The sequence below is a fragment of the Flavobacterium sp. HJSW_4 genome (assembly GCF_042436695.1).
Classification (GTDB): Bacteria; Bacteroidota; Bacteroidia; order Flavobacteriales; family Flavobacteriaceae; genus Flavobacterium.
Map to the genome: position 1 here is coordinate 141,095 of NZ_JBHNPP010000010.1, position 22,977 is coordinate 164,071.

Genomic DNA, 22,977 nt, shown 5'->3' on the forward strand with positions numbered 1-22,977 from the left:
TTGAAGTCTTCCCGATGAAGTTAGCTTACATTCTTTTTTTACAAATTTGCCTTTTAACTATCCCAAATAGTTATAGCAATAGTATTGTAAATAAGGTAAATAGTAATGCCGTAACGGAATCGTTTTTTGAGATTTCAACTCCAAGTAAAGCGATATTTGAAAAAGCACTTTCAGAGTCTGACCCATTAAAATGTGTTTTATTAGAGAATACTTCTGAAACGGAAAAATGCAGCAGTTCTTTACCTGCATCTCCACTTCATTTAAATGGTAATAGTTTAAGAGACAACTGTTTTGTTTACACAGAAAGTGTAAAATTGAACAATCAAGGATTGTTGGAAAAAAACATTGCTCCTTTTCGAAACATGTCAAGAAATATCCTATTTCACAGTTTAAAAATCCACATTTAATTTTTCTTTAAAACTGCTTAATTGAAGTTTAGCACATTGTGTTCATGGTAAAATGTTGTTTTTTATCCTGATTGAAGCATCGTGTCTTATTTTAGTAGAAAGTTATAAACACTTTCCATCTATTAAATATTTATTCATTTTGCAGTAAGTGATTCTGGTGCAGGTTTTTATATAAGTATGCATCAGTAATTTATCCGAGTAGAATTCTATTTGGAAAGGGCAAATATTGCCATATCTCAACCCATTTTCATTACATCCGAAAAATCATGATTGATCTAAAAGAGATTAGTTGTGCGGCTTTCTACACGTTATTTTTTAACTAAAATATTTTATTATGCATTTAACACCAAGAGAAATTGAGAAGCTAATGCTGCATACAGCTGGCGAACTAGCTCAAAAGAGAAAAGCCCGTGGCTTAAAACTAAATTATCCTGAAACCATTGCTCTTATCAGTAGTGAGTTGATGGAACGCGCAAGAGATGGTAAATCAGTAGCCGAATTAATGCAATATGGAGCGACGCTGCTTCGTAGAGAAGATGTAATGGAAGGTGTTCCAGAAATGATTCATGATATCCAAATTGAAGCTACGTTTCCAGACGGAACCAAACTTGTAACTGTGCACAATCCTGTGCGATAAATCTAAAAAAATACAGCAATGATTCCAGGAGAGATTATATTAAAAGATAGTGTTATTATATGTAATGATAGCCGTGAAACGTTAACCATAAAAGTTACTAATACAGGAGACAGACCGATCCAAGTTGGTTCCCATTTTCATTTTTTTGAAGTGAACAGAATGATGACTTTTGACAGAGAAAAAGCATTCGGAATGCGATTAAACATTATTGCCAGCACTGCAGTAAGATTCGAGCCAGGAGAAGAGAAAGAAGTTGAATTGACTCAATTTGGAGGAAATCAGAAAATCTATGGCCACAACAATTTAGTAGATGGAGATTTATCTCCGCATAATAAAGCTCTCGCATTAGAACGCTTAGAAGAAGGGAAATTTAAAAATGTGAAATCATGAGTTTAGAAGTAACTAGAAAAAATTATACAAGTATTTTTGGTCCAACTGTAGGAGATCAAATACGTTTAGGAGATACAGATATTATTATTGAAATTGAAAAAGATTTCTGCTCTTACGGAGATGAAGCAAAATTTGGTGGAGGAAAAACAGTTAGAGACGGAATGTGCCAATCTTCAACAGCTTTGCGTGATGGTGGGGTTCTTGATTTTGTGATCACTGGTGCGACAATTATTGACCATTGGGGAATTGTAAAAGGAGACATTGGTATCAAAGACGGAAAAATTGTAGGTGTTGGTAGAGCAGGAAATCCAGATACTATGGACAATATCACGCCAAATATGATTATCGGAGCTTCAACAGAAGTTCATGGAGGTCACGGTTATATTGTTACAGCTGGAGGAATTGATACGCACATTCACTTTATCAGTCCTACGCAATTAGAAACAGCTTTGTATAGTGGCGTTACAACCATGATTGGTGGTGGAACTGGACCTGCCGATGGAACAAACGCTACAACCGTTACACCAGGAAAACACAACATCAAGAGAATGTTGCAAGCTGCCGAAGCATTTCCAGTAAATGTTGGTTTTTTCGGAAAAGGGAATGTTGCTACAGAAGCTCCAATTGAAGAACAAATTGAAGCAGGAGCATTGGGAGTAAAAATCCATGAAGATTGGGGAGCAACTGCTGCCGTAATTGACGCTTCTCTAAAAGTGGCAGATAAATACGATGTACAAGTGGCTATTCACACCGATACGCTTAACGAAGGAGGATTTTTGGAAGATACCATGAATGCTATTGCTGGACGTGTTATTCATACTTTCCACACCGAAGGAGCAGGTGGAGGTCACGCGCCAGATATTATCAAAGCGGCGATGTATCCAAATGTGTTGCCAGCGTCTACAAACCCAACAAGACCTTTTACAACAAATACGATTGATGAGCATTTAGATATGTTGATGGTTTGCCATCATTTAAGTCCGAAAATTCCAGAAGATGTGGCTTTCGCCGATTCACGTATTCGTCCAGAAACTATTGCGGCAGAAGATGTGCTTCAAGATATGGGAGTTTTCAGTATTATGAGTTCAGATTCTCAGGCTATGGGACGTGTAGGAGAAGTAATTACGCGTACTTGGCAGACGGCAGATAAGATGAAGAAACAGAAAGGTTATTTGGCTGAAGATGCAGAAAACAAAAATGATAACTACCGTGCAAAAAGATATGTTTCTAAATACACAATTAACCCTGCAATTGCACACGGAATTTCTAATTACGTTGGATCTATTGAAGCAGGAAAAATTGCTGATTTGGTGATCTGGAAACCAGCTTTATTTGGAGTAAAACCAGAAATTATCGTAAAAGGTGGTTTTATTGCGGCAAGTAAAATGGGTGATGCAAATGCTTCTATTCCAACACCACAGCCTATTATCCTGCGCAATATGTTTGGAACTTATGGAAAAGCATTGACAAAAACAGTGTTCACTTTTGTTTCTCAGGCAGGTATCGATAATAATATTGCTGAAGAATATGGTTTAGAAAAAACATTATTAGCGGTTTCAAATTGCCGAAACATTGGAAAAGCAGATATGATTCACAATAATGCAACTCCAGAAATTATGGTAAATGCTGAAAATTATACCGTGACCATTGATGGAGAAAAAATCACTTGCGAACCTGTGGATAAACTTCCATTAGCACAATTATACTATCTATTTTAATTAATAAATATTCTTCTTCTCACTGTAGTAATTTATTCTATTACAGTGAGATGAGAATAAAAATATCTAAAAGAATTTTATGAATACTTGGAAAATTAATTTGGGTTTAATTCTTCTCTTAATATGTGCCTCTTTAACAACGGTTCATGCGCAGAAAGGATCTTTAATGCTTTACGGTTCTTTGACTTATAAAGACAATAATAATACTGGGAGCACTTTTGCAGCAAACCCAATCGGAGTGGGATATTTCTTTAATGATCATGTTGTTGCCGGGATGAATTTTGCCTTTGACCAAGAGAAAAATGCATTAGGAAATCTGACAGATTCTAAACGCGAAATTGGCCCGTTTTACAGTGATTCTTGGAATATTGGAGACCATTTTGGCATCATTGCACAGGTTGATGCGCATTACGTATGGGGAACTACGCTAATGAATACTTCAGGATCTTATAACTACGACGGTTATCTTGGAAGAATTTATCCAATTGTTGCCGTATTTCTTGGCCACGGATGGGCGTTAAAAGCTAAATTCTTTGAATTATCCTATGAAAAAACTACGGGAGACGACCTCAATAAAACGAGTAACAAAACATTTATTGCAGGAATAAATGGATCAACATTCGGATTAGGAGTTTCAAAAAACATCTCTCTTAAAAGAACGAAATAATGATTATACAACAGACAATAGGCAATACGAAAACGCAGTCAATTGAAGGATTGGAAATTGATCTGCTAGAAATTGAATGGTTTGAAACTACTAAGAGAATTCAGCGAAAGCGAACAAATTCAGGTGTAGAAGTTGCGATTAAGTTTATTCAAGAAGGACAGCGATTGAATCAGGATGATATTTTGTATCAAGATGATAAAAAAGTGATCGTAGTGAATATTAAACCATGTGAAGCGATTGTGATGACACCATTATCTCTATTAGAAATGGGAACAATTTGCTATGAAATTGGAAACAAACATCTTCCATTGTTTATTCAGAATGATCAGATCATGATGCCTTTTGAAATGCCAATGTTTAGATGGTTGGAAGCGAGTGGTTACAAACCAGAAAAACAGGAGATAAAGCTTTTGCATTTGCTAAAATCAAATGTAGCGCCTCACGGTCATGGAAGTTCATCCCTTTTTACAAAAATCCTAAATATGGCTTCTTCAAATGACTAATATCGAAAATACTTATTTAGGAAGTCTTCTGCATTTGGCAGATCCCACTTTGCCGATTGGAGGCTATACGCACTCTAACGGATTGGAGACTTATGTTCAGGATGAAGCAGTAAATTCAGTAGCTTCAGCAAAAGAGTTTGTGTCAAATATGTTGATGTATAACATTAAGTACAATGATGCTTCTTTTTTAAAATTAGCTTATGTAGCGGCTGCAAATAATGATTTAGAAACCATAATTAAATTAGATCAGGAATGCAGCGCTTTAAAAAGTCCGCGGGAGATTCGAGAAGCAAGTCAGAAGTTAGGAATTCGATTAATCAAGATTTTTAGAAGGCAAAAAGCTTTTGATCTTATAAATGGTTATGAACAAGCAATTTCCAATAAAGAAGCAACTGCACACTATTGCATCGCTTTCGGATTGTATGCGCAATTATTGGAAATTCCGCTAGACGAAGCTTTGTTTGCATTCTATTACAATGCCACAATCGGAATGATTACCAATTCGGTTAAGCTTGTGCCTCTCGGACAATTAGATGGGCAAGATGTTTTATTCGAATTACAACCGCTGATTAAAAAATTAGCAAAAGAAACTTTAACAATAGACAGAGAATTGGTTGGTCTTTGCAGCATCGCTTTTGATATTCGATGCATGCAGCATGAGAGACTTTATTCAAGATTATATATGTCGTAAAAAGAACAAAGAAGAAAGAAAAAAGATAAAGAAATGGAAACTAGAAAATATGTAAAAGTAGGAGTTGCAGGTCCTGTAGGATCAGGAAAAACTGCATTGTTAGAACGTTTGAGCAGAAAAATGCTAAACGATTATAATTTAGGCGTAATCACCAATGATATTTATACAAAAGAAGATGCCGAATTTATGGTAAAAAACAGTCTTTTACCAAAAGAAAAAATCATTGGAGTAGAAACTGGAGGATGTCCTCACACTGCAATTCGTGAAGATGCAAGTATGAATTTGGAAGCCGTTGACGAATTGGTTTCACGTTTTCCAGATATCGAATTAATTCTAATTGAAAGCGGTGGAGATAATCTTTCTGCAACTTTTTCGCCAGACTTAGCCGATGTAACTATTTTCGTAATTGACGTTGCCGAAGGAGAGAAAATCCCTCGTAAAGGTGGACCTGGAATCACAAGATCAGATTTGCTTTTGATTAATAAAATTGACTTAGCGCCTTATGTTGGAGCAAGTTTAGAAGTGATGGAAAATGACGCAAGAAGAATGAGAAAAGGTGCTCCATTTGTGTTTTCAAACCTTAGATCTACAGAAGGAATTGACGAAGTTATAGGTTGGATCAAGAAATATGCATTGCTAGAAGATATCGAAGAACCAAATTTAGTTCGTTAATCAAATGGTAAGTACCCTAAAAATAGAAATAGAAGAAAGGGAAGGGGAATCATTTTTAAGAGATGCATACGTAACACAGCCCTTTAGGATTATGCCTGTCGGGCAATACAAATCCGATGGAGCTTCCTATTTAATGATCATGAGTTCATCACCTGGAATTTTAAGTGGCGACATTTACGATATTCAGGTGAATGTAAAAGAAAATGCTCGTTTGCAATTGCAGTCACAATCTTACCAGCGATTGTTTAATATGGATGGGAGCGCTTCGCAGATCATGAATGTAAAAATGGAAAAAGGGACTTCGTTCTCGTATGTGCCTCATCCCGTGGTGCCTCATGAAGATTCTACTTTTAAAAGTCATAATAAGATTAACCTCGAGGATGATTGTGATTTAACGATAAGCGAAATTATTACTTGTGGTCGTAAACACCACGGAGAAACTTTCAAATATGCTCATTTTCAGAATCTTTTGGAAGTTTATCATCATGATAGGCTTATTTTGAAGGACAATGTTCTGTTGAGACCCGATATTATGCCATTATCGGCTATGGGTTTATTGGAAGGCTTTACACATCAAGGAACTTTTGTGTATCTCAACACAAGAAATGAGGACGTGAAAGAGCAAATCGAATTCTTTTTTAAAGAATTGGAAGAATTAGAAAATGTAGCATTTGGAATTAGTGAACTAGAATCTGATGGTTTTGTCATTAGAATTCTAGGAAATGGAGGAGAGCAAATGTTTGATTTCTTTAGAAAAGTACAGGACGCGCTTTGGGAACAAAAAGTAGCATTACAAATTTAAACAGTTTATGGATTCAAATTTAATAGCATTATCAATAACAGCAATTAGCATTAGCTTTTTTCATACGGCTTCTGGACCAGATCATTATCTGCCGTTTATAGTTTTGTCCAGATCTCGCAAATGGAGTCTGTCTAAAACTATTATGCTAACGATAGTTTGCGGTTTAGGACATATTTTAAGTTCTGTGATTTTAGGAATTATTGGTGTTTTCTTAGGATGGCAGATTAATAAAATAACTTTTTTCCAAGATTTTCGAGGTAATATTGCAAGTTGGGCTTTGCTGTTGTTTGGTGCAATTTACCTTATTTACGGACTTTGGGCTGCGTACAAGAACAAAGCGCACAAACACTTTGATGTAATGGGAGAAGATGTATTTGTGTATTCTCACAGGCATGGTGAAGTGGTTATGCCAACCAATCGAGTAAAAGTAACGCCTTTGGTTTTATTTGCCATTTTTGTGATGGGACCAAGCGAACCGTTAATTCCGTTACTGTTCTATTCAGGTTTGAATCGTTCTGTTGTTGAAATTTCCACAATCATTGGCGTTTTCACATTAAGTACAGTTTTAACAATGCTTGGAATGGTGCTTTTGGGAGTTTTTGGATATTCATTTTTCAAAACAGAAAAACTGGAGCGTTATACTCCCGCAATTAGTGGAGCAGTAGTTCTAGCTTGTGGATTCGGAATGGTCTTTTTAGGCTGGTAAATCAAATAAATTTTCACTTTTAGAAAAATATAAATGAAAGAAATAAAAACAACAGTAGAAACGGTGCTTAAAGGAATCGGGCAGATCATGCTTCAAGAAAGCGCTTGGACAGGTTTGTTATTTTTAATAGCGATATGCTACGATTCGCTGCTCATGGGAGCAGGCGCTTTGATCAGTTGCATAGTGGCAACAGCAACAGCGAAAATTTGCAAGTTCAGTGACGAAAACATAAAAGCAGGTTTGTACGGATTTAATGCAACATTAATTGGGGTAGGATTGGTTTTCTTCTTCGAAACAAGTCCATTAATTTGGTTTTTAATTGTTTTAGGATCAATTTTGAGCACGCTGCTAATGGAATTTTCCATTCGAAAAAAAATACCCTTTTTCACCTTTCCCTTTATTGTAATTACTGTAGCTGCTGTTTTAAGTATTCAACATTTTGGATTAGCAGTTGCAAGAATACCTGCAATAAATGTAGAAATGGATGAACTTCAGGTTTTTGAGGTGGCAGCCCATGCTTATAGCGAAGTGATTTTTCAAGGAACTATTGCCGCAGGTTTGCTGTTTTTTATTGGTGTTTTCCTTAACAATCCAACAGCAGCATTATATGGATTCGTTGCAGCAGTAATTGCAGGGGCTATTGCACATTTCAATCAGGATTCTGTAAAATTAATCGAAGATGGAATGTTTAGTTTCAATGCTGTTTTGTGTGGAATTGCCTGTAGCGGAACGAAACCAAGAGATGGATTGTATGTATTGCTGTCGGCAGTCATAGCAACATATTTTGATATTTTTATGATGCATAATGGTTGGATTACGCTTACTTTTCCATTCGTTTTATCGATGTGGATAATCGTGTCTATAAAAAAACTAGTGAGCCGTTTTGATAATAAAATAGCAATTGTAGAATAAAATAAAGAAAAAATGAGAAACAAACTTTTTACAGCGATTGTAATAGTATTGTTAGTAGTGCAAAATGGATTTGCCCAAGAAGCAAAGAAGCCAGAAACAAACAAATCAGAAGCAGATACCATGCATCTGAGCAAAATAGTTATAAATCACGTCGACTTCAGAAAAAAGATAATGAAGGTCGATTTAAAAATGTCACCCGTAAATTCTGCGCAAGATTTATTGCGTAAAGTCCCTGGACTTTTTATTGCTCAACATGCTGGTGGTGGTAAAGCAGAGCAAATATTTTTACGAGGTTTTGATAATGATCATGGAACCGATATCAGCGTTATGGCTGATGGAATGCCAGTTAATATAGTTTCACATGCGCACGGACAAGGCTATGCCGATCTGCATTTTCTGATTCCGGAAACGATCAAAGATATTGATTTTGGAAAAGGAGCTTATTACGCCGATAAAGGAGATTTTAATACTTCAGGCTATGTGAATTTTAGCACTTTTGATAGATTGGATAATAATCTTTTCAAAATCGAAGGAGGTTCTTTTAATACGATGCGAGCAGTGACGATGCTTAATCTTTTAGATAAAAACAACAATGACAAGAGTTTCTATGTAGCGGGTGAATTCAATTATACAGATGGACCGTTTGATGTCAAACAGGATTTTACACGCGTTAATTTTTTAGCGAAGTACAGCCAATGGATTGATGAAAAACAATATATCTCTATTTTAGGATCTACTTTTTCTTCAAACTGGAATGCTTCAGGGCAGATTCCAGAAAGAGCAGTAGAACAAGGAATTATAAGCAGATGGGGATCAATAGATCCAACGGAAGGCGGAAGTACTTCGAGAACAAATTTTGCCGTAAATTATAGATATTTGGCCAATGAGAATGAAGAGTTTTCGAGCAATTTATTCTATTCTAAATATAATTTTAATCTGTTTTCAAATTTTACTTTTTTCCTGAATGATCCAGTGTATGGAGATGAAATTGAACAAACTGATAATCGTTCTATTTATGGTTTAGAAAACAAATATATCCGAAGATTTGCATTTGAAAATAGCAACTTAACATGGACTTCAGGAGCTGGTTTCCGTTTTGATGACATCAAGGATTTACAATTGAGCCATGTTTATCAGCGCGATTTATTATTAGATAGAATGTCTGATGGATCTGCGACAGAAGTCAATGTTCACGGTTATACTTCACTTGATTATAGAGTTGGGAAATGGCTTATTAATCCATCTGCGAGGTTAGATTATTTTACTTTTAGTCTTCACGATCGTCTTGTTAGTTTGCCTGCGGCGAAAGAGGCTTCGGCAGCTAGAATAAGTCCAAAATTGAATATTTCGTATACGCAGAACAGCAATGTGCAATGGTATATTAAATCTGGTTTTGGTTTTCATTCCAATGACGTCAGAGTTGTAGTGGCACAAGATGGAAAAGACATTCTTCCGTATTCTTTTGGAAGTGATTTCGGAGTTATTCTTCGTCCAACAGCCAATATGATTATTCAGCCGGCGATTTGGCACATGTATTTGCAACAAGAATTTGTATATGTTGGAGATGAAGCCGTTGTAGAGCCATCAGGAAAATCACGCCGTTTAGGATTTGATTTGAGTTTGAGATACCAGCCTATTTCATGGTTGTATCTAGACGGAGATCTTAATTACGCTCATGCCCGTTTTATTGATGAACCAAAAGGACAAGATTATATTCCGTTAGTTCCAACATTTACGAGTACTGGAGGTGTAGCAGTAAAACTTCCTTCTGGTTTCTCAGCAAATCTGAGATATCGCTACATGGATTCACGTCCTGCCATCGAAGACAATTCGGTAAGAACACGAGGTTATTTTGTTAATGATCTTGTGCTGGCTTATGGCAAAAGAAAATGGGAAGTAAATCTGCAATTTCAAAACATCTTTAACACCAAATGGAACGAAGCACAATTTGAAACCGAGAGCAGACTTAGAAATGAGACAGCATCAGTATCAGAATTGAATTTTACACCAGGAACTCCTTTCGCTGTAAAAACAGGAGTTAGTTATAAATTTTAAACTTTAGAAAATATGAAAAAAGTGTCTGCAAGAAGCAAATTGCTCTTGTCAGCGCTTATTTTCGTGGTCACAATCAGTAATTCGTACGCACAGTTAAGTCCTCCAGGCTTGGGAGAAGCAAAAAATGCTTCTTGGTTTGCCTTTGGAGTCAGGCAATCTTTGGATTCACTTAAACAAAAAGAATCGACCACTTATGTAGGCGTTGGGCTAAAGAGCAGTCCAGATGAGAATAATCCATTTTCAAAAATGGCTATTCTGGTAATCAATGAAGAAATTTCAAATCGTTACAAAAAGAACTGGGAATACTCCTATGCGCTAAGCTACAGACGATCTAACAATTATGATTCGGCATCTCCATACGAGTCGTTAGATCCTGCAATTGAACAGGAATTTAGAGTATACGGCCGTTATTCGTACATCACGCAAGGCAATGGATTCAAATGGAAAAATACGGTAAGACAAGAATTTAGGAAATTTTTCAATCCTGATTTTAGCAATGCCGAAGAGAATTTTCAGTTGAGAACAAGATTAAAAACACAGTTAAGTGTCGATTTAGGAACGACCAAAACGCATCATATCATAGGTGGTGCCGAGATGCTTTTTGCCATCAGTAAAGAAAACGAGCCAGAAAAACAATGGTCAAAATTTGATTACAAAGAAAGCAGGCTAACGCTTTACTATTCGCTTAGTCCGCATGAAATTCCATTTATTTTCGATGTCGGCTATATGTATAATTTAATTGGAAAAGGGACTGATATTTCAGACGTGAATTATTTAGCCGTGGACATAATTTGGAAAAATCCTTTTGGGAAATAATACACTCATAGAATATAAAAAAGTAATAATTAAAACAGAAAAACAAACAAATTATGAGCGAAATTAAAAAGAATTCGAGGAACACAGGAAACGCGCCAAAGAGCCCAGTTTCAACGCAAACAGTAGCATTTTCTCACTACAACAATTTTTCGGCACAATTGCCTGTAGATCCAAAAACGGGAGAAATTGTAAGCAACGAAATTAAAGAACAAGCCAAACAATGTTTGACAAATATTCAAGCAATTGTAGAAAGCATTGGTCACGTTATGGATGATGCTGTAAAATTGACTGTTTTCCTAAAAAATATTTCAGACATCGAGGCAGTTGACGAAGTTTACAAAACATTCTTCAAAAAAGAACTTCCAACACGCACAACAGTTCAAGTAGCAGCTTTACCATTAGAAGGCGCTTTAATTCAGATTGATGCTCTTATTTCAAACGGAGAAGGAACAACGCCTCAAAAAGCTTTAGATCTTGTAAAAGTAACAAGAAACACAGAAAATGCTCCAAAAAGCATTCACGCACATTCTGTGGCATTTTCTCATTATAACAATCTTTCTGCTCAATTGCCAATTGATCCAAAGTCTGGCGAAATTGTATCTGGTGGAGTAAAAGAGCAAGCAGAGCAATGTTTAAAAAACATTCAAGCCATTTTAGAAAGCATTGATCACGTGATGAATGATGTGGTTAAAACTACTATTTTTCTTAAAGATATTGCTGATGCTGATGTTGTAAGAGAAGTTTTAGCAAAATTCTTCCCAAACTATGTTCCGGCGAGAACAATTGTTAGCGCTTCAGCTTTACCATTAGATGCTTTAGTACAGATTGATGTTGCAGTTTCTCATGGTGACGGAACACCTCCGCAACTTCCTGAAGACACACGCTTTTTGGTAATTGAAGCTAATAATACAGAAAACGCACCAAAAGTTCCGTATTCGCATACTGTTGCTTATTCTCATTACAATCATATTTCGGGTCAATTGCCTTTAGTTGCAGAAAACAATCAAATAGTGAGCGGTGGAGTTAAAGAGCAAGCGACACAGTGTTTAAACAATATTAAAGCAATTGTAGAAAGCATCGATCACAAAATGGATGATATTGTTAAAATAAACATTCAGCTTAAAAATGTGGCAGATATTACGGCTGTAAACGAAATCTATACGTCATTTTTCAGTGGTGACTTGCCAGCAAGAACTGTAATTGGAGTTTCAGCGATTCCTTCGAATGCTTTAGTGCAAATTGATGCTGTTGTTTCAAATAGTGAAGGTACACCAGCTTAACTTATAACTGAAAACAATATTTTTTAAGTAGAGTCTTTTTAGACAAAAAGCGCTTATCACAGGATTTTAAAGATTCTGTATAAGCGTTTTTGTTTTTTAGAAATAAAAAGTAATTTTCAACAGGAAGAAATCTGCATTAATCCGCGTTTTCGCAAAGCGAATCCGTTTCATCCGCGTTCTGGGCGAAATATAATTTAAACACATAGAAACATAGCTTTTTTTAACTTTAAAAAAGGCGTTTCACTTAGAATAAAACACATAGCGCTATGTGTTAAAGCTAGCTTTTTCTTTAATCTTAAACACAAGCACAAAAAACTATGTTTCTATGTGTTTAAATTAAAAAATCACAGTTTTAAAAACTTTGCTCGATAATCAGAAGGAGATTGTCCCGTCACTTTTTTAAACATGCGCGAAAAATAAGAAGGCGATTGAAAATGCAATTCAAAAGCTATTTCTGCTATTTCTTTCGAATTATCCTGCAAAAGAATCTGGCTGTGCTGAATCGTAATTTCATTTATCCATTGTTTTGGCGCTTTTCCAGTGGTTTCTTTGACGCATTTGTTCAAATAATTATCTGATATTTTTAATAAGTTGGAGTAAAAATCTATGTTTTTATGCTGAATATGATTCTTCTGCACCAATTCCCTAAAATGAAAAGAAATAAAACTCGTTCGATTGAGCGATTTGTTATCGGTATTTTCAGTTCGTATGATTTTTAATAAGGCAGATTGAAGAAGTGCAATACTGATGGCATTAATATGTTCGGCTTCGTTTAATTCTTCTTCCAACAATTCAAATAAACGAATCAGCCAATTGATTTTATTATGATCTAAAATGGAGAAAGGAGAGGTGTAAAAGAAATTTAAATCGCTTGTACTTAATGCAATTTCAGTGATAACTTCGTTTTCGTAGATAACAAAAAAACCTTCAACATCTTCTGATAATTCTAATGTGGCTGTAAAATTTCCTTGTTTAATGCTTAACGCTTGATTGGCGTTAATTTTAAAAACATCTGTTTCCAGTTGCTGTTTTAAATACCCTTTTGTTACAAAAATTAGAAAGTTAAAAGTCGTTTGATACGGATTAACGGGGATTACAATTTTCTTTAAATAATTTTCAATTCGATACAGTTGAATATTAGAATTATTAAAGAGATTGTGAGTGGTTATATCTGGAAGAAAGAACTTCTTGTACTCATAATTGCTAATTAATTTAGGGTTATTCTTCATGCGGATATGATTTTCTAACAGATCTGCAAATTGATGATGCATAGTTTGCAATGTCGTGATAAGCAGATAAAAAGGAACGACTAAGTTACGCTAATTTACTGGCATATTTCGTTTTTTATTTTGCTTCTATTATTTAAATTGATCATTGATCATGCCCAAGAGATTAATTGCGTATATTTGAGACATGAACAAACAAACGTCTTTTTCGGTATGTGGAGAATCATTGTCTTCTCCAATGCATATTTGCGGGTTTTTCGATTCCAAAGAGCAGCAGTATGAGGTAATTATTCCTTACATATTAGAAGGTTTAGAAGCAAATGAAAAAGTCATAAATATTCTCGAAGGAAGCCGTCACGGCGAACATTGCAGATGTCTGGCTGAGAATGGAGTTTCCATTACTGAAAAACTCTCAAGCGGCCAATTGGAAGTGCTTGCTTCTGAAAACACCTATATTAACGGTGGTGAATTTGTTGCAGAAAAAATGTATAAGACGCTTGAGCAGACTTTAATATCAGCTTCAAGGGCTGGATATGAAAGTGTTAGAGCTTGCGGAGATATGGTATGGGCTCTTAAGAATCTGCCAGGAACTGATGAACTTTTGGAGTATGAGAACAGCCTTAATCTGCTCACGCCAAAGCATTCCGTTTCACTTATCTGTATGTACGACATCAATAGCTTCAGTCAAAACACGCTTACTGACATACTGTTTACACATCCTTATGTCATTAAGGATGGAAAAATCAGCAAAAATCCACATTATATAGAGCCCTCATCATTGATTACAAAATTTTCAGATTTTTCATCCAGTCCTCTTAAATCCTAAGACTATTGTCCATTTTAGGATATTAGAATACGTAAGGCTGCTGTCAATTAAAATTTCTTCTTAATAATAAGTTGATTCCGAATAAGGGTCGTAGATATCTGCTTCCCACAGATTGTCTCTATAATCATCTGTGTTTTCTTCTTCAAATTCTAGATCAATAGTATTTTCGCTATAATCATAACTTATTCCCTGTAAAAATTCACAGTCAAAATCTGGTTCATCTTCTTGTTTTTGGTATAAGTTGACTAATTGAGATGAATATTTTTTTTCAGAATGAAATTCTGCATCAATAAAATTGGTATTGGTCGTGTAAGTAGCTGTCTGTGGTTTCATAATTTAATTTGTTTGCTGAGTTTGCATTTATAATCTTTATTCAAAAATATAATGATCAACAATCTTTTTAATTATAGAATTCAGCAATGGTTTTATATAATTTAACAGTATTTTTTAAACTTTTTAGCAATCTGAATATTTAAACATCGGATTTTGAGGCAAACTATTTAAAAAATGGCTATTTTTCCTGTTTGAACTTCGCCTGAACCCGTAACTATTTTATAGATGTAAATTCCTGAGGCAGTATTTTTTAGACTGACGCTATTAGTTGAGGAAACTAAAGGATATGTAATGATCTTTTGTCCACCAATAGCGTAAAGATAGAAAACAGCTTTTTCCTCTTTTTGTCCTTCAATAAACAATTCATCATTTTTGCCTAACAGCGTAGGATAGATAAAGAACAAGTCGCTGCCTAAATAATTAGTATCTAAAATAGAAGAACTGACTACCTTATCGTTTTCTAAAATTAAATTTATTTTGTATTTATTGCTGCCGTCAGTTGGCTTAATATCTAAAAAAGAGAATGTTTTTGAATGGATATTGTTTATTGAGCCAATCACATTTTGTGTGTTGTGGACTATTTTTACCAGCTCAATGCTCTTGATATTGTATAAGCTGAAAAGGCTGGCGTCAATTTTTACTTTATTTCTTTCGTAGACTTCTGCAAAAGCTAACTCAAAGTAACAATTCGAGTTTTGGGGATACTGCAATGCAGACTCGCTTTTTATTCCTTCATTTTCTTCAAATATAGGAGTAACCGTGTAAATCTTTCCATCTGTATAAGCATAATCAGAGGTTGTTATCTGTGTTTTAAATTCAAAGTAATCTCCTGTGAGCTGAAAAATATTAAAAGCAGCTACGCCTTCGGGTTTATCCCAATTAATTTCTGTTGTACCGTCACAAACTAAGCTGGTGCGGATATTTAAATCATAAGAAATAATAAAACTATCAGAAATATAATCGGTGCCATCGATGGTCATTTTTAATTTTGCTTTTGAAAATCTTTTTTCAGTAGGAGAATAGGTAAATTGCCCAGAATCCAGATTGATGCCATCTGTGATAATTTCCCAGGTTTGCCCATTATTATAGCTTATCGATAATTTTCCAGATGAGCCGGAAAAAGAAGAATCCCATTTAAAAGGCGAAACCGTTTTGCCATCAAAAGGAAAATTATCATTTGCAACGGGATAGTTCCATTGAAATTGATTTTTCAATTCATATTCATAAGCGATGCTGTACGACTGGGAAGTATTTGAAATGTACGCACCGTTGATATTGATGGTACAAGCTCCAGATACAGGATTCTCAACGGTAACCTGCTCTATATTGTTAAGTTTGTCTTTTCCTCTCTGTGCTTGTTCTTCAGGAGCATTGGAATCAAGAATCCAAGGAAAAAAAGCGACGCTGTCAGCGGTAATGACTTCTAGATCTAAATCGTTTACTAGACTTATATTGCTATTAATAGCTGCAGGCGGATCGTTCCAGACTAATGTAATTTTTAAGTTTTTCGCATTTTCAGGAATACTGATGGTATGCATTTGGGTTTGGCCAGAGATTAGGCTGCTGGATATGATTCTGTTTTCGCTTATGGTTTTCAGACATTTATCTGCATTTATACTTCCGTAACCATAAGTGAAGTCTGGTCCTTTAAGCCCTAAATCTTTAGCACTGTTAATCAAAATTGCTTTTGTTGCGGCATTACTCAGGGAGTTGTTGTTTATGTTTTTATAATGCTGTTTCATTAGGGTAATAATTCCTGTAGCCATTGCTGTAGAATTTGAAGTTCCTTGCGTGCTAAAAGCTACCAGCTCAGGCTTTATTCGACCATCATAAGCTGGACCTTTTGAAGAAAAAGGCATAATGATTTCGTTTTGGTCAATACAGCCCAAAGCGATAGTATTTTTAGATTGTTTGAAATTGCCAGTAATAGATTTAAAGCCCTGAAGCCCTACGTTTCCAGAAGAAAAGCAATGAGTTAAATCTGTATTTAGAAATAATTGATTGTCATATGCATTGGCAAGTGAACCGTAAAAATTTTCTATTTCTGTTCCGTAAGAATGATTTACAGTGGTGGCTCCTTGTAAAGCTGCTATATCATCAGGAAAAATGTTCAAAAAATCAGAGGATAGAAGTTTCGCTTTTGCAGCGACACCTTTTCCTAAAGTAGAACTGTTTCCTAAGCCACCAACTATAGTCGCCATTGCCGTTGCATGGTTCGATACCGTAGCAGACTGCAATACAGAGGGAATGTGTTTATTTAAAAGATCAATATCATTTACATCAAAAAAATCATCTTTGATTACCACAGTCTGATCCTCACCGTTTAAAAAAGGAAAATCTACATGGGCTTTATTGATAAGATTAATGCTGAAATTTTGGTCTACTATTTTAGATTCCGATTTTGGCAACAGCGATTCCTGAGAAATCGAGGCTACACTGTTAAGAACTATAACCTGTTCCATAATTTTTTTGGAATCACTCTTTATCATTACAAGATTTTTATCAAGTATTTTGATATCAGAAATGTATAGTGATTTCAAGTCCGCAATTAATACTTCAAGAGAATCAGTGGCAATTATATACGTTCTGTTTTCTTTATGCTCTGAAAAATGGGAGGGTAGCTTCCATAAGTTATTTGTAGGAAGCATATTTTGTACTTGTCTGCTTGTTTCCGTGCTTTGGTTTTCAATAATGCAAAAAACACTGTCGAGTTTCTTTACTATTTTGTAACCGCTTCGCTGCGCATTTTCTAAGGTGGTTAAATAATGTTTTTCAGATTTTATTTCATTTTCTTTTTTTATGTAATGTTTCCATCTATCAGAGCTCTGTGATAGGCAGATAGTGGTCGTCATAATAATCAAAAAAGTGATTTTTACCTTCATGTACAGCAGGTTTTAAGGCAGTTGGAGACATTTAGCGCCTCTTCGTTTTAGTCAAACAAAATGAAGCTTTACAGATAACATCCGTTGCGAATAACTCAAAGTTATTAAAATATTTGTAAAAATTTTATTATTTTTTATTTCCTACAGAATCTTACAAATCTGTTTTTAGTAAAAGTCTATTTGGTAATTGTAATTACTTTTTAAGTCTTACTGAAAATTACAAGACAGTTTTTTAAATCTGTTGAACTAAATATGATTTTAAAAACTTAGCGAATTCTTAATACTTTGATTTACTTATTTCTACTGAATCTGCGGGCTGGCCTGTAATATAAGATAATTATGATTAAAAATATAAATTACAATAATTTAACAAAAAGTGTTAATTTTGTTAAATATTGTTTTTATAAGTATTTTAAGATTAAAATTTATATAAATTTGGAAATAAGTATTACAAATTTTTGTAAAAGATCCCCTATCTATCAATTTATTTAACAAATTAATCGAATTATTATGAAAAAAATTAAATCAATTCTGATTTTGCCATTTGCAGCTTTAGTGCTGTTTTCTTGTAGTAAAGATGAGCAGGCTGCATCGTCTGGTCAAGAGTCTCTTAAAGTAACACCAGAAGTGTTAAACAAACTGAGATCACTTTCTTTAAACGCTTCAGATGTTCAGGTGATTCAGAATACCAATTTAGAGGGTGTAACTGAGGATGCATTTTTGGTTGAAGGCGATATTATCATTACGCAAGATCAATTAGACAAAATGGATCTTCACGGAGGTATTACTACAGAACAATACCGTACTACCAATTTAGTGTCAGCTCCAAGAACTATTAGAGTAGTTGGCTTGACAGGCACTGGTACTACAGCCTTGACTACAAATATGAGAAATGGATTGCAGGCTGCTATAAACAGATACAATAATTTAGGACTATCTATCAACTTTACGCTGACTTTCAGTTCAAGTACTTCAGGTGCAAACATTGTGGTGCGGAGACAAACAGGATCTGCTGGAGGAGTAGCAGGTTTCCCTTCTGGAGGAAATCCTTATAATTCAGTTACATTATATTCTGGATTGGATTCTTATTCAACAAATGTGAATGCACACGTGGCGGCACATGAAATAGGACACTGTATCGGTTTACGTCATACAGACTGGTTCAGCCGTCAAAGCTGTGGACAAAATTCTAACGAAGGAACAGCTGGTGTAGGAGCCATTCTTATTCCGGGAACGCCTTCAGGATATGATGCCACCTCATATATGAGGGCATGTTTCGGGTCTAATGAGACTGGAGCTTTCAACGCTAATGATGTTACAGCTCTTAATTATCTATACTAAAAACTAAATTAGGGACTTTTGCAAAATAGGAAAGGCTGTTTCATAAATGATGAAACAGCCTTTTTTATTAGGTTTTTGAATATATTATTTTTTGTCAAATAGGAGTTTTCGTTTGGCAGAAATTGTCATTTTATAAAGTGAAAAAATAGATTTGGTTTCCACTTTTTTTAATGAAAAAGACGAAATTTTTTAAAATTCTTTGTTTAGATGCTTTCAGTTTGTTTTTTTAGTTAACGTACAGTTTATGTTTGAATAAACTCAAGATGGTATACTTGCGAGTTAAAAAACAAACAATGAATAGAATACTTACAATTTTTTTACTTTTTGCAGTAAATTCATTTGGCCAGCATATAAAATTTGAGAATTTCACCACAAATCAAGGATTATCTAATAATTCTGTTGGCGATATAGAAAGCGACTCTGATGGAGGTTTATGGATTGCTACTTGGGACGGACTAAATTATTTTGACGGATATAATTTTAAAATTTTTAAAAATGATTTTAATAATCCGAAAACCATTTCAAGCAATTATGTTACAAAACTTAAAAAAGATACTGCTGGGAAAATCTGGATTATGACAAAAGAAGGTCATGTGAACTGTTATCTTGGAAATGAAGAGTTTAAAGAATTTAAGTTTAAAACTACGCCAAAAGATATTTATTTATCTCAGAAGGGAAATATTATTGTAGAAACTACTTCGGCTTACTACGAATACAAAAACAAATCATTTGTAGAAACGGCTCAAAATAATGTAAGGAAAATAGATGTCGGCAATCTCAAAAAAATGCTGCTGGAAAAATATCCTAAATTGACCATTAATGATGTTCTGAAAGATAAAGCCGGAAATATTTGGTTTGCCACCCGTGAAAATGGATTGTTCATTATCACCAATGAAAATAAAATCGAACATCTTACCGCAGATTTATATACATCTTATTCTTTTAAAAACAATGAAATAGAAACCCTTCACCTTGATGATTTCGGAAATATTTGGTTAGGACAAAAAGACGGTGGTTTAAGTATGGCTTTTACAGGTTCTGAAAAAATAAATTGGATTGTGCCGCATCCTTTAAAAGAACCTAATCTTCCTGACGAAACTATTCGAGCAGTTACTAAAGATAATAAAGGAAGAATCTGGCTGGGCTATTACACTAGAGGACTTTATTATTATAACGACAGAAGTCATGTTTTTGAGAAATTTAAAATTGATAAAGCTGGTTCTCATGCAGATTGGGAACGAATTAGGAGTTTGTTTACTTCGAGTGACGGAAGTATTTGGGCAGGAACATACAAAGGAATTCTTCGCATTGCTAACAATACATGCACCAGTTATGAAACAAATAATACAGAAGGAGCAGCTATAAACAGATGTTATTCTATAATTGAAGATCATAATAAACAGCTCTGGATAGGAGGCTGGGGAGGTTTGGCTAAATTTAATCTGATAACTGGAAAATTTGAAGCTTTTGAAGGACAAGAATTATTGCGTAAATATCATATTAGAAACGTCAAAAAAAACAATCAGAATCTTATTATTTCTACCGAACATAGCGGGGTAATTGTATTTAACTTAACGAATCATTCCATAAAAAAAATTACAACTAAGGAAGGCATTTTAGGAAATAGCGTTTATTCTGTTTTTGTAGACAATGAATCAGATAATTACTGGATTGCTTCTCTTGGCGGGGTTTCTGTTTTTAATAAAAAAACGGGTTTAGTCAAAAACATTACGGAGTCTGATGGATTGCCAAGTCATATGGTTTACGGACTTATAGATAATGGAGAGAAAGTCTGGATCAGTACCACAAAAGGAATCGCTTCTATTGATAAGAAAAAATATACTGTTACGGCTTATAATCCAGATCATGGTTGGCAGGCTACCGAGTTTTCTGAAGGAGCATTTTATCAGGATTCAAAAGGCAATTTGTTTTTTGGAGGTGTAGAGGGACTTAATTATTTTAATCCGGGCACTATTTACAGTAATGCATCAAAAGGGAAAGCAAAAATAAAACTGAAAATTGATGGTACTGAAAATACTCTGACATCAATTGAAAAAAGTTTTAGTAAAAATGGATTAGAAATTGAAGTAATACCGATTGTCTTTCCACGAAATAAAAAAAATGACATTTATTATAAGTTGGAAGGCCGAGATGAAAATTGGATTCCACTTCCTTCAAATAATAAAATTGAATATGCCGACCTTTCTTCTGGCCAATATGATTTCGTAATAAAACAAGGAAAGGACGGAAAACCAGAACCGGCACTTTTTACACTCCAAATTGGTAAAGCATTTTACGAATCAATTTTGTTTTATATTCTTTTATCGGGAGTTATTCTGCTCATTTGTATCGCGGTGATTTATGTTAAAAATAAAGCGTCTCTGGTACAGCAAAAATATATGGAAGAATTGGTTGCGGCACGAACGGCTGTTATTGAAAACCAGAAAAAAGAAATGGAAGCTGTAAATGAAGAATTGGATGAAAAAAACAAGAAAATTTTAGAACAAAAAGAAAAACTGCTTATTCTGCACAGCAATTTGAAAAAGGAAAATTTTGAAATAGAAAAGTTTAAGAGTTTTATGCTGGCAGAGTTTCAAGAGCCAATTTCAAAAATTATTAAAATTTCGGGAGCGTTTAAAAAAGATACAGAAACGCATCGTGACTTAATAGCGCAATCGGGTAAACTGGTGGCGCTAATTTCAGAGTGGAATTATTTGGAACATGTAAAAGATCTTGGCCCAATAAAAAAATCAGTTGCAAGTTTGTTTCCTGTTTTTAAAAATAATGTAGAAAAACTTAAAAAGGATTTACAGCGTAATGAAGTTAATTTTAATTGTGAAATTGATACTGCAGAATGTTTTGTTGCCGTCGATATTTTACGTTTAAAACTGGCCATGCAGTATTTTTTTAATGATTTGAGTAAATATTCAGATAAAGACAGCACGCTTGATATTGAGATTGCATACGAAGAAAATGCTATTACGATTAAAGCCGTTTCTGATAGTGATATTTTAAGAGAGAACTGGTATAATATTTCGCATTACAGTCCGTATTTTAAAGCGTTGCAAGTTTTATTGGGCGATTTGCAAGGAGAATTGATACCAGCTTCAGAAAATGATTTTCAGATCACATTGCGCATTCCGATAGAAACAGCCGATCAGGATAGTAATTTTAAGGAAACTATTTCTTGGAAAAATTTTAATTACTCAGATGAATTTTCTGCGGATAAAAAATGTCTGTTGGTTTTTGGAGATGCTTACAATAATCCTGCAGCGAGTCAGGTTTTAGAAAGCGAAAATTTCAATCTGATTTTTGAAAGTTCTGTTTTCAATTTGAATTCGGTTATGAAACAAATTGATATTTCAGCATTGGTTTTGTATCAGACAGAATTTTCTAAAAAGCTGATTGATTTCTTAAAACAAACCAATGAAAATTCGAATATCAAAATACCGATGATTTATATCTCAGAAGATATCAATTACGAATTGAATGAGCAGTTGTTAGAAATTGGAATCGAAACGCACATACAGCTTCCAGCCAGTGCATCTTTCGTCAGAAAAAAAGTCAATAGTTTGATTAATCAGAATATTGAACCTTTGAGAGAACATAAAATTCAGGAAAAAATATTTGAAATACTGACAGAGGATAACGAACATGTTACTGCAAATGATAGGCTTTTGAAAAGAGCTTTAGAGATTATTAAAGAACAATTGCACAATCCGTCTTTTAATGTAGAAATGCTTGGCGAAGAATTGGGAATCTCTAGAGTAAAATGTTATCGTTTGTTTAAGGAAAGTTTGCATCAATCTCCTTCAGATATCTTGATGTCGCTGCGTTTGCAAAAGGCTGAGGTTTTATTAAAAACAAAAAGATTAAACATTTCAGAAATTAGTTTTGAATGCGGTTATAATGATCCAAAATACTTCGGGCGTTCCTTTAAAAAGTATTATGGGAAAACTCCTAAAGAATTCAAAGAGCACAAAGAGTACACAGTTTAGCGTTTTTGTTAGCCCTGTATTTTTAGAAAGTTAGGGCAATGTTAATGTGCGAAATTCCCCTTTTTCGTCGTTAATTTTGTCCTAAATTGAATTAAAAGTCCTCTTTTAGAAAACA

General features: G+C 34.5%; 20 protein-coding genes. 17 read left to right on the forward strand and 3 right to left on the reverse strand.

Annotation, left to right across the window (positions count from 1 at the left end; all coding sequences use genetic code 11):
* The first annotated feature begins 14 nt into the window (after positions 1-14).
* The 14 genes from ACE01P_RS11845 (at position 15) to ACE01P_RS11910 (ending at position 12,256) form a co-directional block, all read left to right on the forward strand.
* Complete coding sequence (locus ACE01P_RS11845) at positions 15-407, forward strand: hypothetical protein (RefSeq protein ID WP_379697858.1); 393 nt, start codon at positions 15-17, stop codon at positions 405-407.
* 334 nt (positions 408-741) lie between these two features.
* Entirely contained in the window at positions 742-1,044 is a 303-nt protein-coding gene (gene ureA / locus ACE01P_RS11850; RefSeq protein ID WP_072945076.1) for an urease subunit gamma, read from the forward strand.
* Positions 1,045-1,062: 18 nt separating this feature from the next.
* Positions 1,063-1,434 carry an urease subunit beta gene (gene ureB / locus ACE01P_RS11855; protein ID WP_379697861.1) on the forward strand — a complete coding sequence of 124 codons (372 nt, stop codon included), beginning with the start codon at positions 1,063-1,065 and terminating at the stop codon, positions 1,432-1,434.
* Complete coding sequence (gene ureC, locus ACE01P_RS11860) at positions 1,431-3,152, forward strand: urease subunit alpha (RefSeq protein WP_379697864.1); 1,722 nt, start codon at positions 1,431-1,433, stop codon at positions 3,150-3,152. Before ureB ends, ureC begins: the two co-directional genes overlap by 4 nt.
* 79 nt (positions 3,153-3,231) lie before the next feature.
* Positions 3,232-3,819 carry a hypothetical protein gene (locus ACE01P_RS11865; protein ID WP_379697866.1) on the forward strand — a complete coding sequence of 196 codons (588 nt, stop codon included), beginning with the start codon at positions 3,232-3,234 and terminating at the stop codon, positions 3,817-3,819.
* On the forward strand, positions 3,819-4,322 hold the full coding sequence (gene ureE, locus ACE01P_RS11870) for an urease accessory protein UreE (RefSeq protein ID WP_379697868.1): 504 nt from the start codon (positions 3,819-3,821) through the stop codon (positions 4,320-4,322). The genes ACE01P_RS11865 and ureE overlap by 1 nt, the downstream gene beginning before the upstream one ends.
* 1 nt (position 4,323) lies before the next feature.
* Positions 4,324-5,013, forward strand: a complete 690-nt coding sequence (locus tag ACE01P_RS11875; protein WP_379697947.1) for an urease accessory protein UreF — start codon at positions 4,324-4,326, stop codon at positions 5,011-5,013.
* 33 nt (positions 5,014-5,046) lie between these two features.
* Positions 5,047-5,685 carry an urease accessory protein UreG gene (gene ureG, locus ACE01P_RS11880; RefSeq protein ID WP_144213159.1) on the forward strand — a complete coding sequence of 213 codons (639 nt, stop codon included), beginning with the start codon at positions 5,047-5,049 and terminating at the stop codon, positions 5,683-5,685.
* A 4-nt stretch (positions 5,686-5,689) separates the two neighbouring features.
* Positions 5,690-6,487 (forward strand): urease accessory protein UreD, encoded by a 798-nt coding sequence (locus ACE01P_RS11885; protein WP_379697871.1) that lies wholly within the window; start codon positions 5,690-5,692, stop codon positions 6,485-6,487.
* A gap of 7 nt (positions 6,488-6,494) precedes the next feature.
* Positions 6,495-7,193 (forward strand): hypothetical protein, encoded by a 699-nt coding sequence (locus ACE01P_RS11890; RefSeq protein WP_379697873.1) that lies wholly within the window; start codon positions 6,495-6,497, stop codon positions 7,191-7,193.
* A gap of 33 nt (positions 7,194-7,226) precedes the next feature.
* The gene (locus ACE01P_RS11895) at positions 7,227-8,105 is read left to right on the forward strand and encodes an urea transporter (RefSeq protein ID WP_379697875.1); all 879 of its coding nucleotides are present in this window, start codon (positions 7,227-7,229) and stop codon (positions 8,103-8,105) included.
* Positions 8,106-8,117: 12 nt separating this feature from the next.
* A complete protein-coding gene (locus ACE01P_RS11900) occupies positions 8,118-10,160 on the forward strand; it encodes a TonB-dependent receptor (RefSeq protein ID WP_379697878.1) in 2,043 nt (680 codons plus the stop codon).
* 12 nt (positions 10,161-10,172) lie between these two features.
* Positions 10,173-10,976, forward strand: coding sequence for a DUF2490 domain-containing protein (locus ACE01P_RS11905; RefSeq protein ID WP_379697880.1), 804 nt, complete (start codon positions 10,173-10,175; stop codon positions 10,974-10,976).
* Between the two features lie 53 nt (positions 10,977-11,029).
* On the forward strand, positions 11,030-12,256 hold the full coding sequence (locus tag ACE01P_RS11910) for a RidA family protein (protein WP_379697883.1): 1,227 nt from the start codon (positions 11,030-11,032) through the stop codon (positions 12,254-12,256).
* Between the two features lie 344 nt (positions 12,257-12,600).
* On the opposite strand, the gene ACE01P_RS11915 is transcribed toward ACE01P_RS11910, so the two are convergent.
* Entirely contained in the window at positions 12,601-13,485 is an 885-nt protein-coding gene (locus ACE01P_RS11915; RefSeq protein ID WP_379697885.1) for a helix-turn-helix domain-containing protein, read from the reverse strand.
* A 184-nt stretch (positions 13,486-13,669) separates the two neighbouring features.
* On the opposite strand from ACE01P_RS11915, the gene ACE01P_RS11920 reads away from it, so the two are divergent.
* Positions 13,670-14,308, forward strand: coding sequence for an MEDS domain-containing protein (locus tag ACE01P_RS11920; protein ID WP_379697888.1), 639 nt, complete (start codon positions 13,670-13,672; stop codon positions 14,306-14,308).
* A gap of 60 nt (positions 14,309-14,368) precedes the next feature.
* On the opposite strand, the gene ACE01P_RS11925 is transcribed toward ACE01P_RS11920, so the two are convergent.
* A complete protein-coding gene (locus ACE01P_RS11925) occupies positions 14,369-14,641 on the reverse strand; it encodes a hypothetical protein (RefSeq protein WP_379697890.1) in 273 nt (90 codons plus the stop codon).
* A gap of 167 nt (positions 14,642-14,808) precedes the next feature.
* Complete coding sequence (locus ACE01P_RS11930; RefSeq protein WP_379697893.1) at positions 14,809-17,523, reverse strand: S8 family serine peptidase; 2,715 nt, start codon at positions 17,521-17,523, stop codon at positions 14,809-14,811.
* Between the two features lie 510 nt (positions 17,524-18,033).
* Here ACE01P_RS11930 and ACE01P_RS11935 point away from each other — a divergent pair.
* Positions 18,034-18,864 carry a M57 family metalloprotease gene (locus ACE01P_RS11935; protein ID WP_379697896.1) on the forward strand — a complete coding sequence of 277 codons (831 nt, stop codon included), beginning with the start codon at positions 18,034-18,036 and terminating at the stop codon, positions 18,862-18,864.
* Positions 18,865-19,157: 293 nt separating this feature from the next.
* Positions 19,158-22,862 carry a two-component regulator propeller domain-containing protein gene (locus tag ACE01P_RS11940; protein WP_379697897.1) on the forward strand — a complete coding sequence of 1,235 codons (3,705 nt, stop codon included), beginning with the start codon at positions 19,158-19,160 and terminating at the stop codon, positions 22,860-22,862.
* The last annotated feature ends 115 nt before the right edge of the window (positions 22,863-22,977 follow it).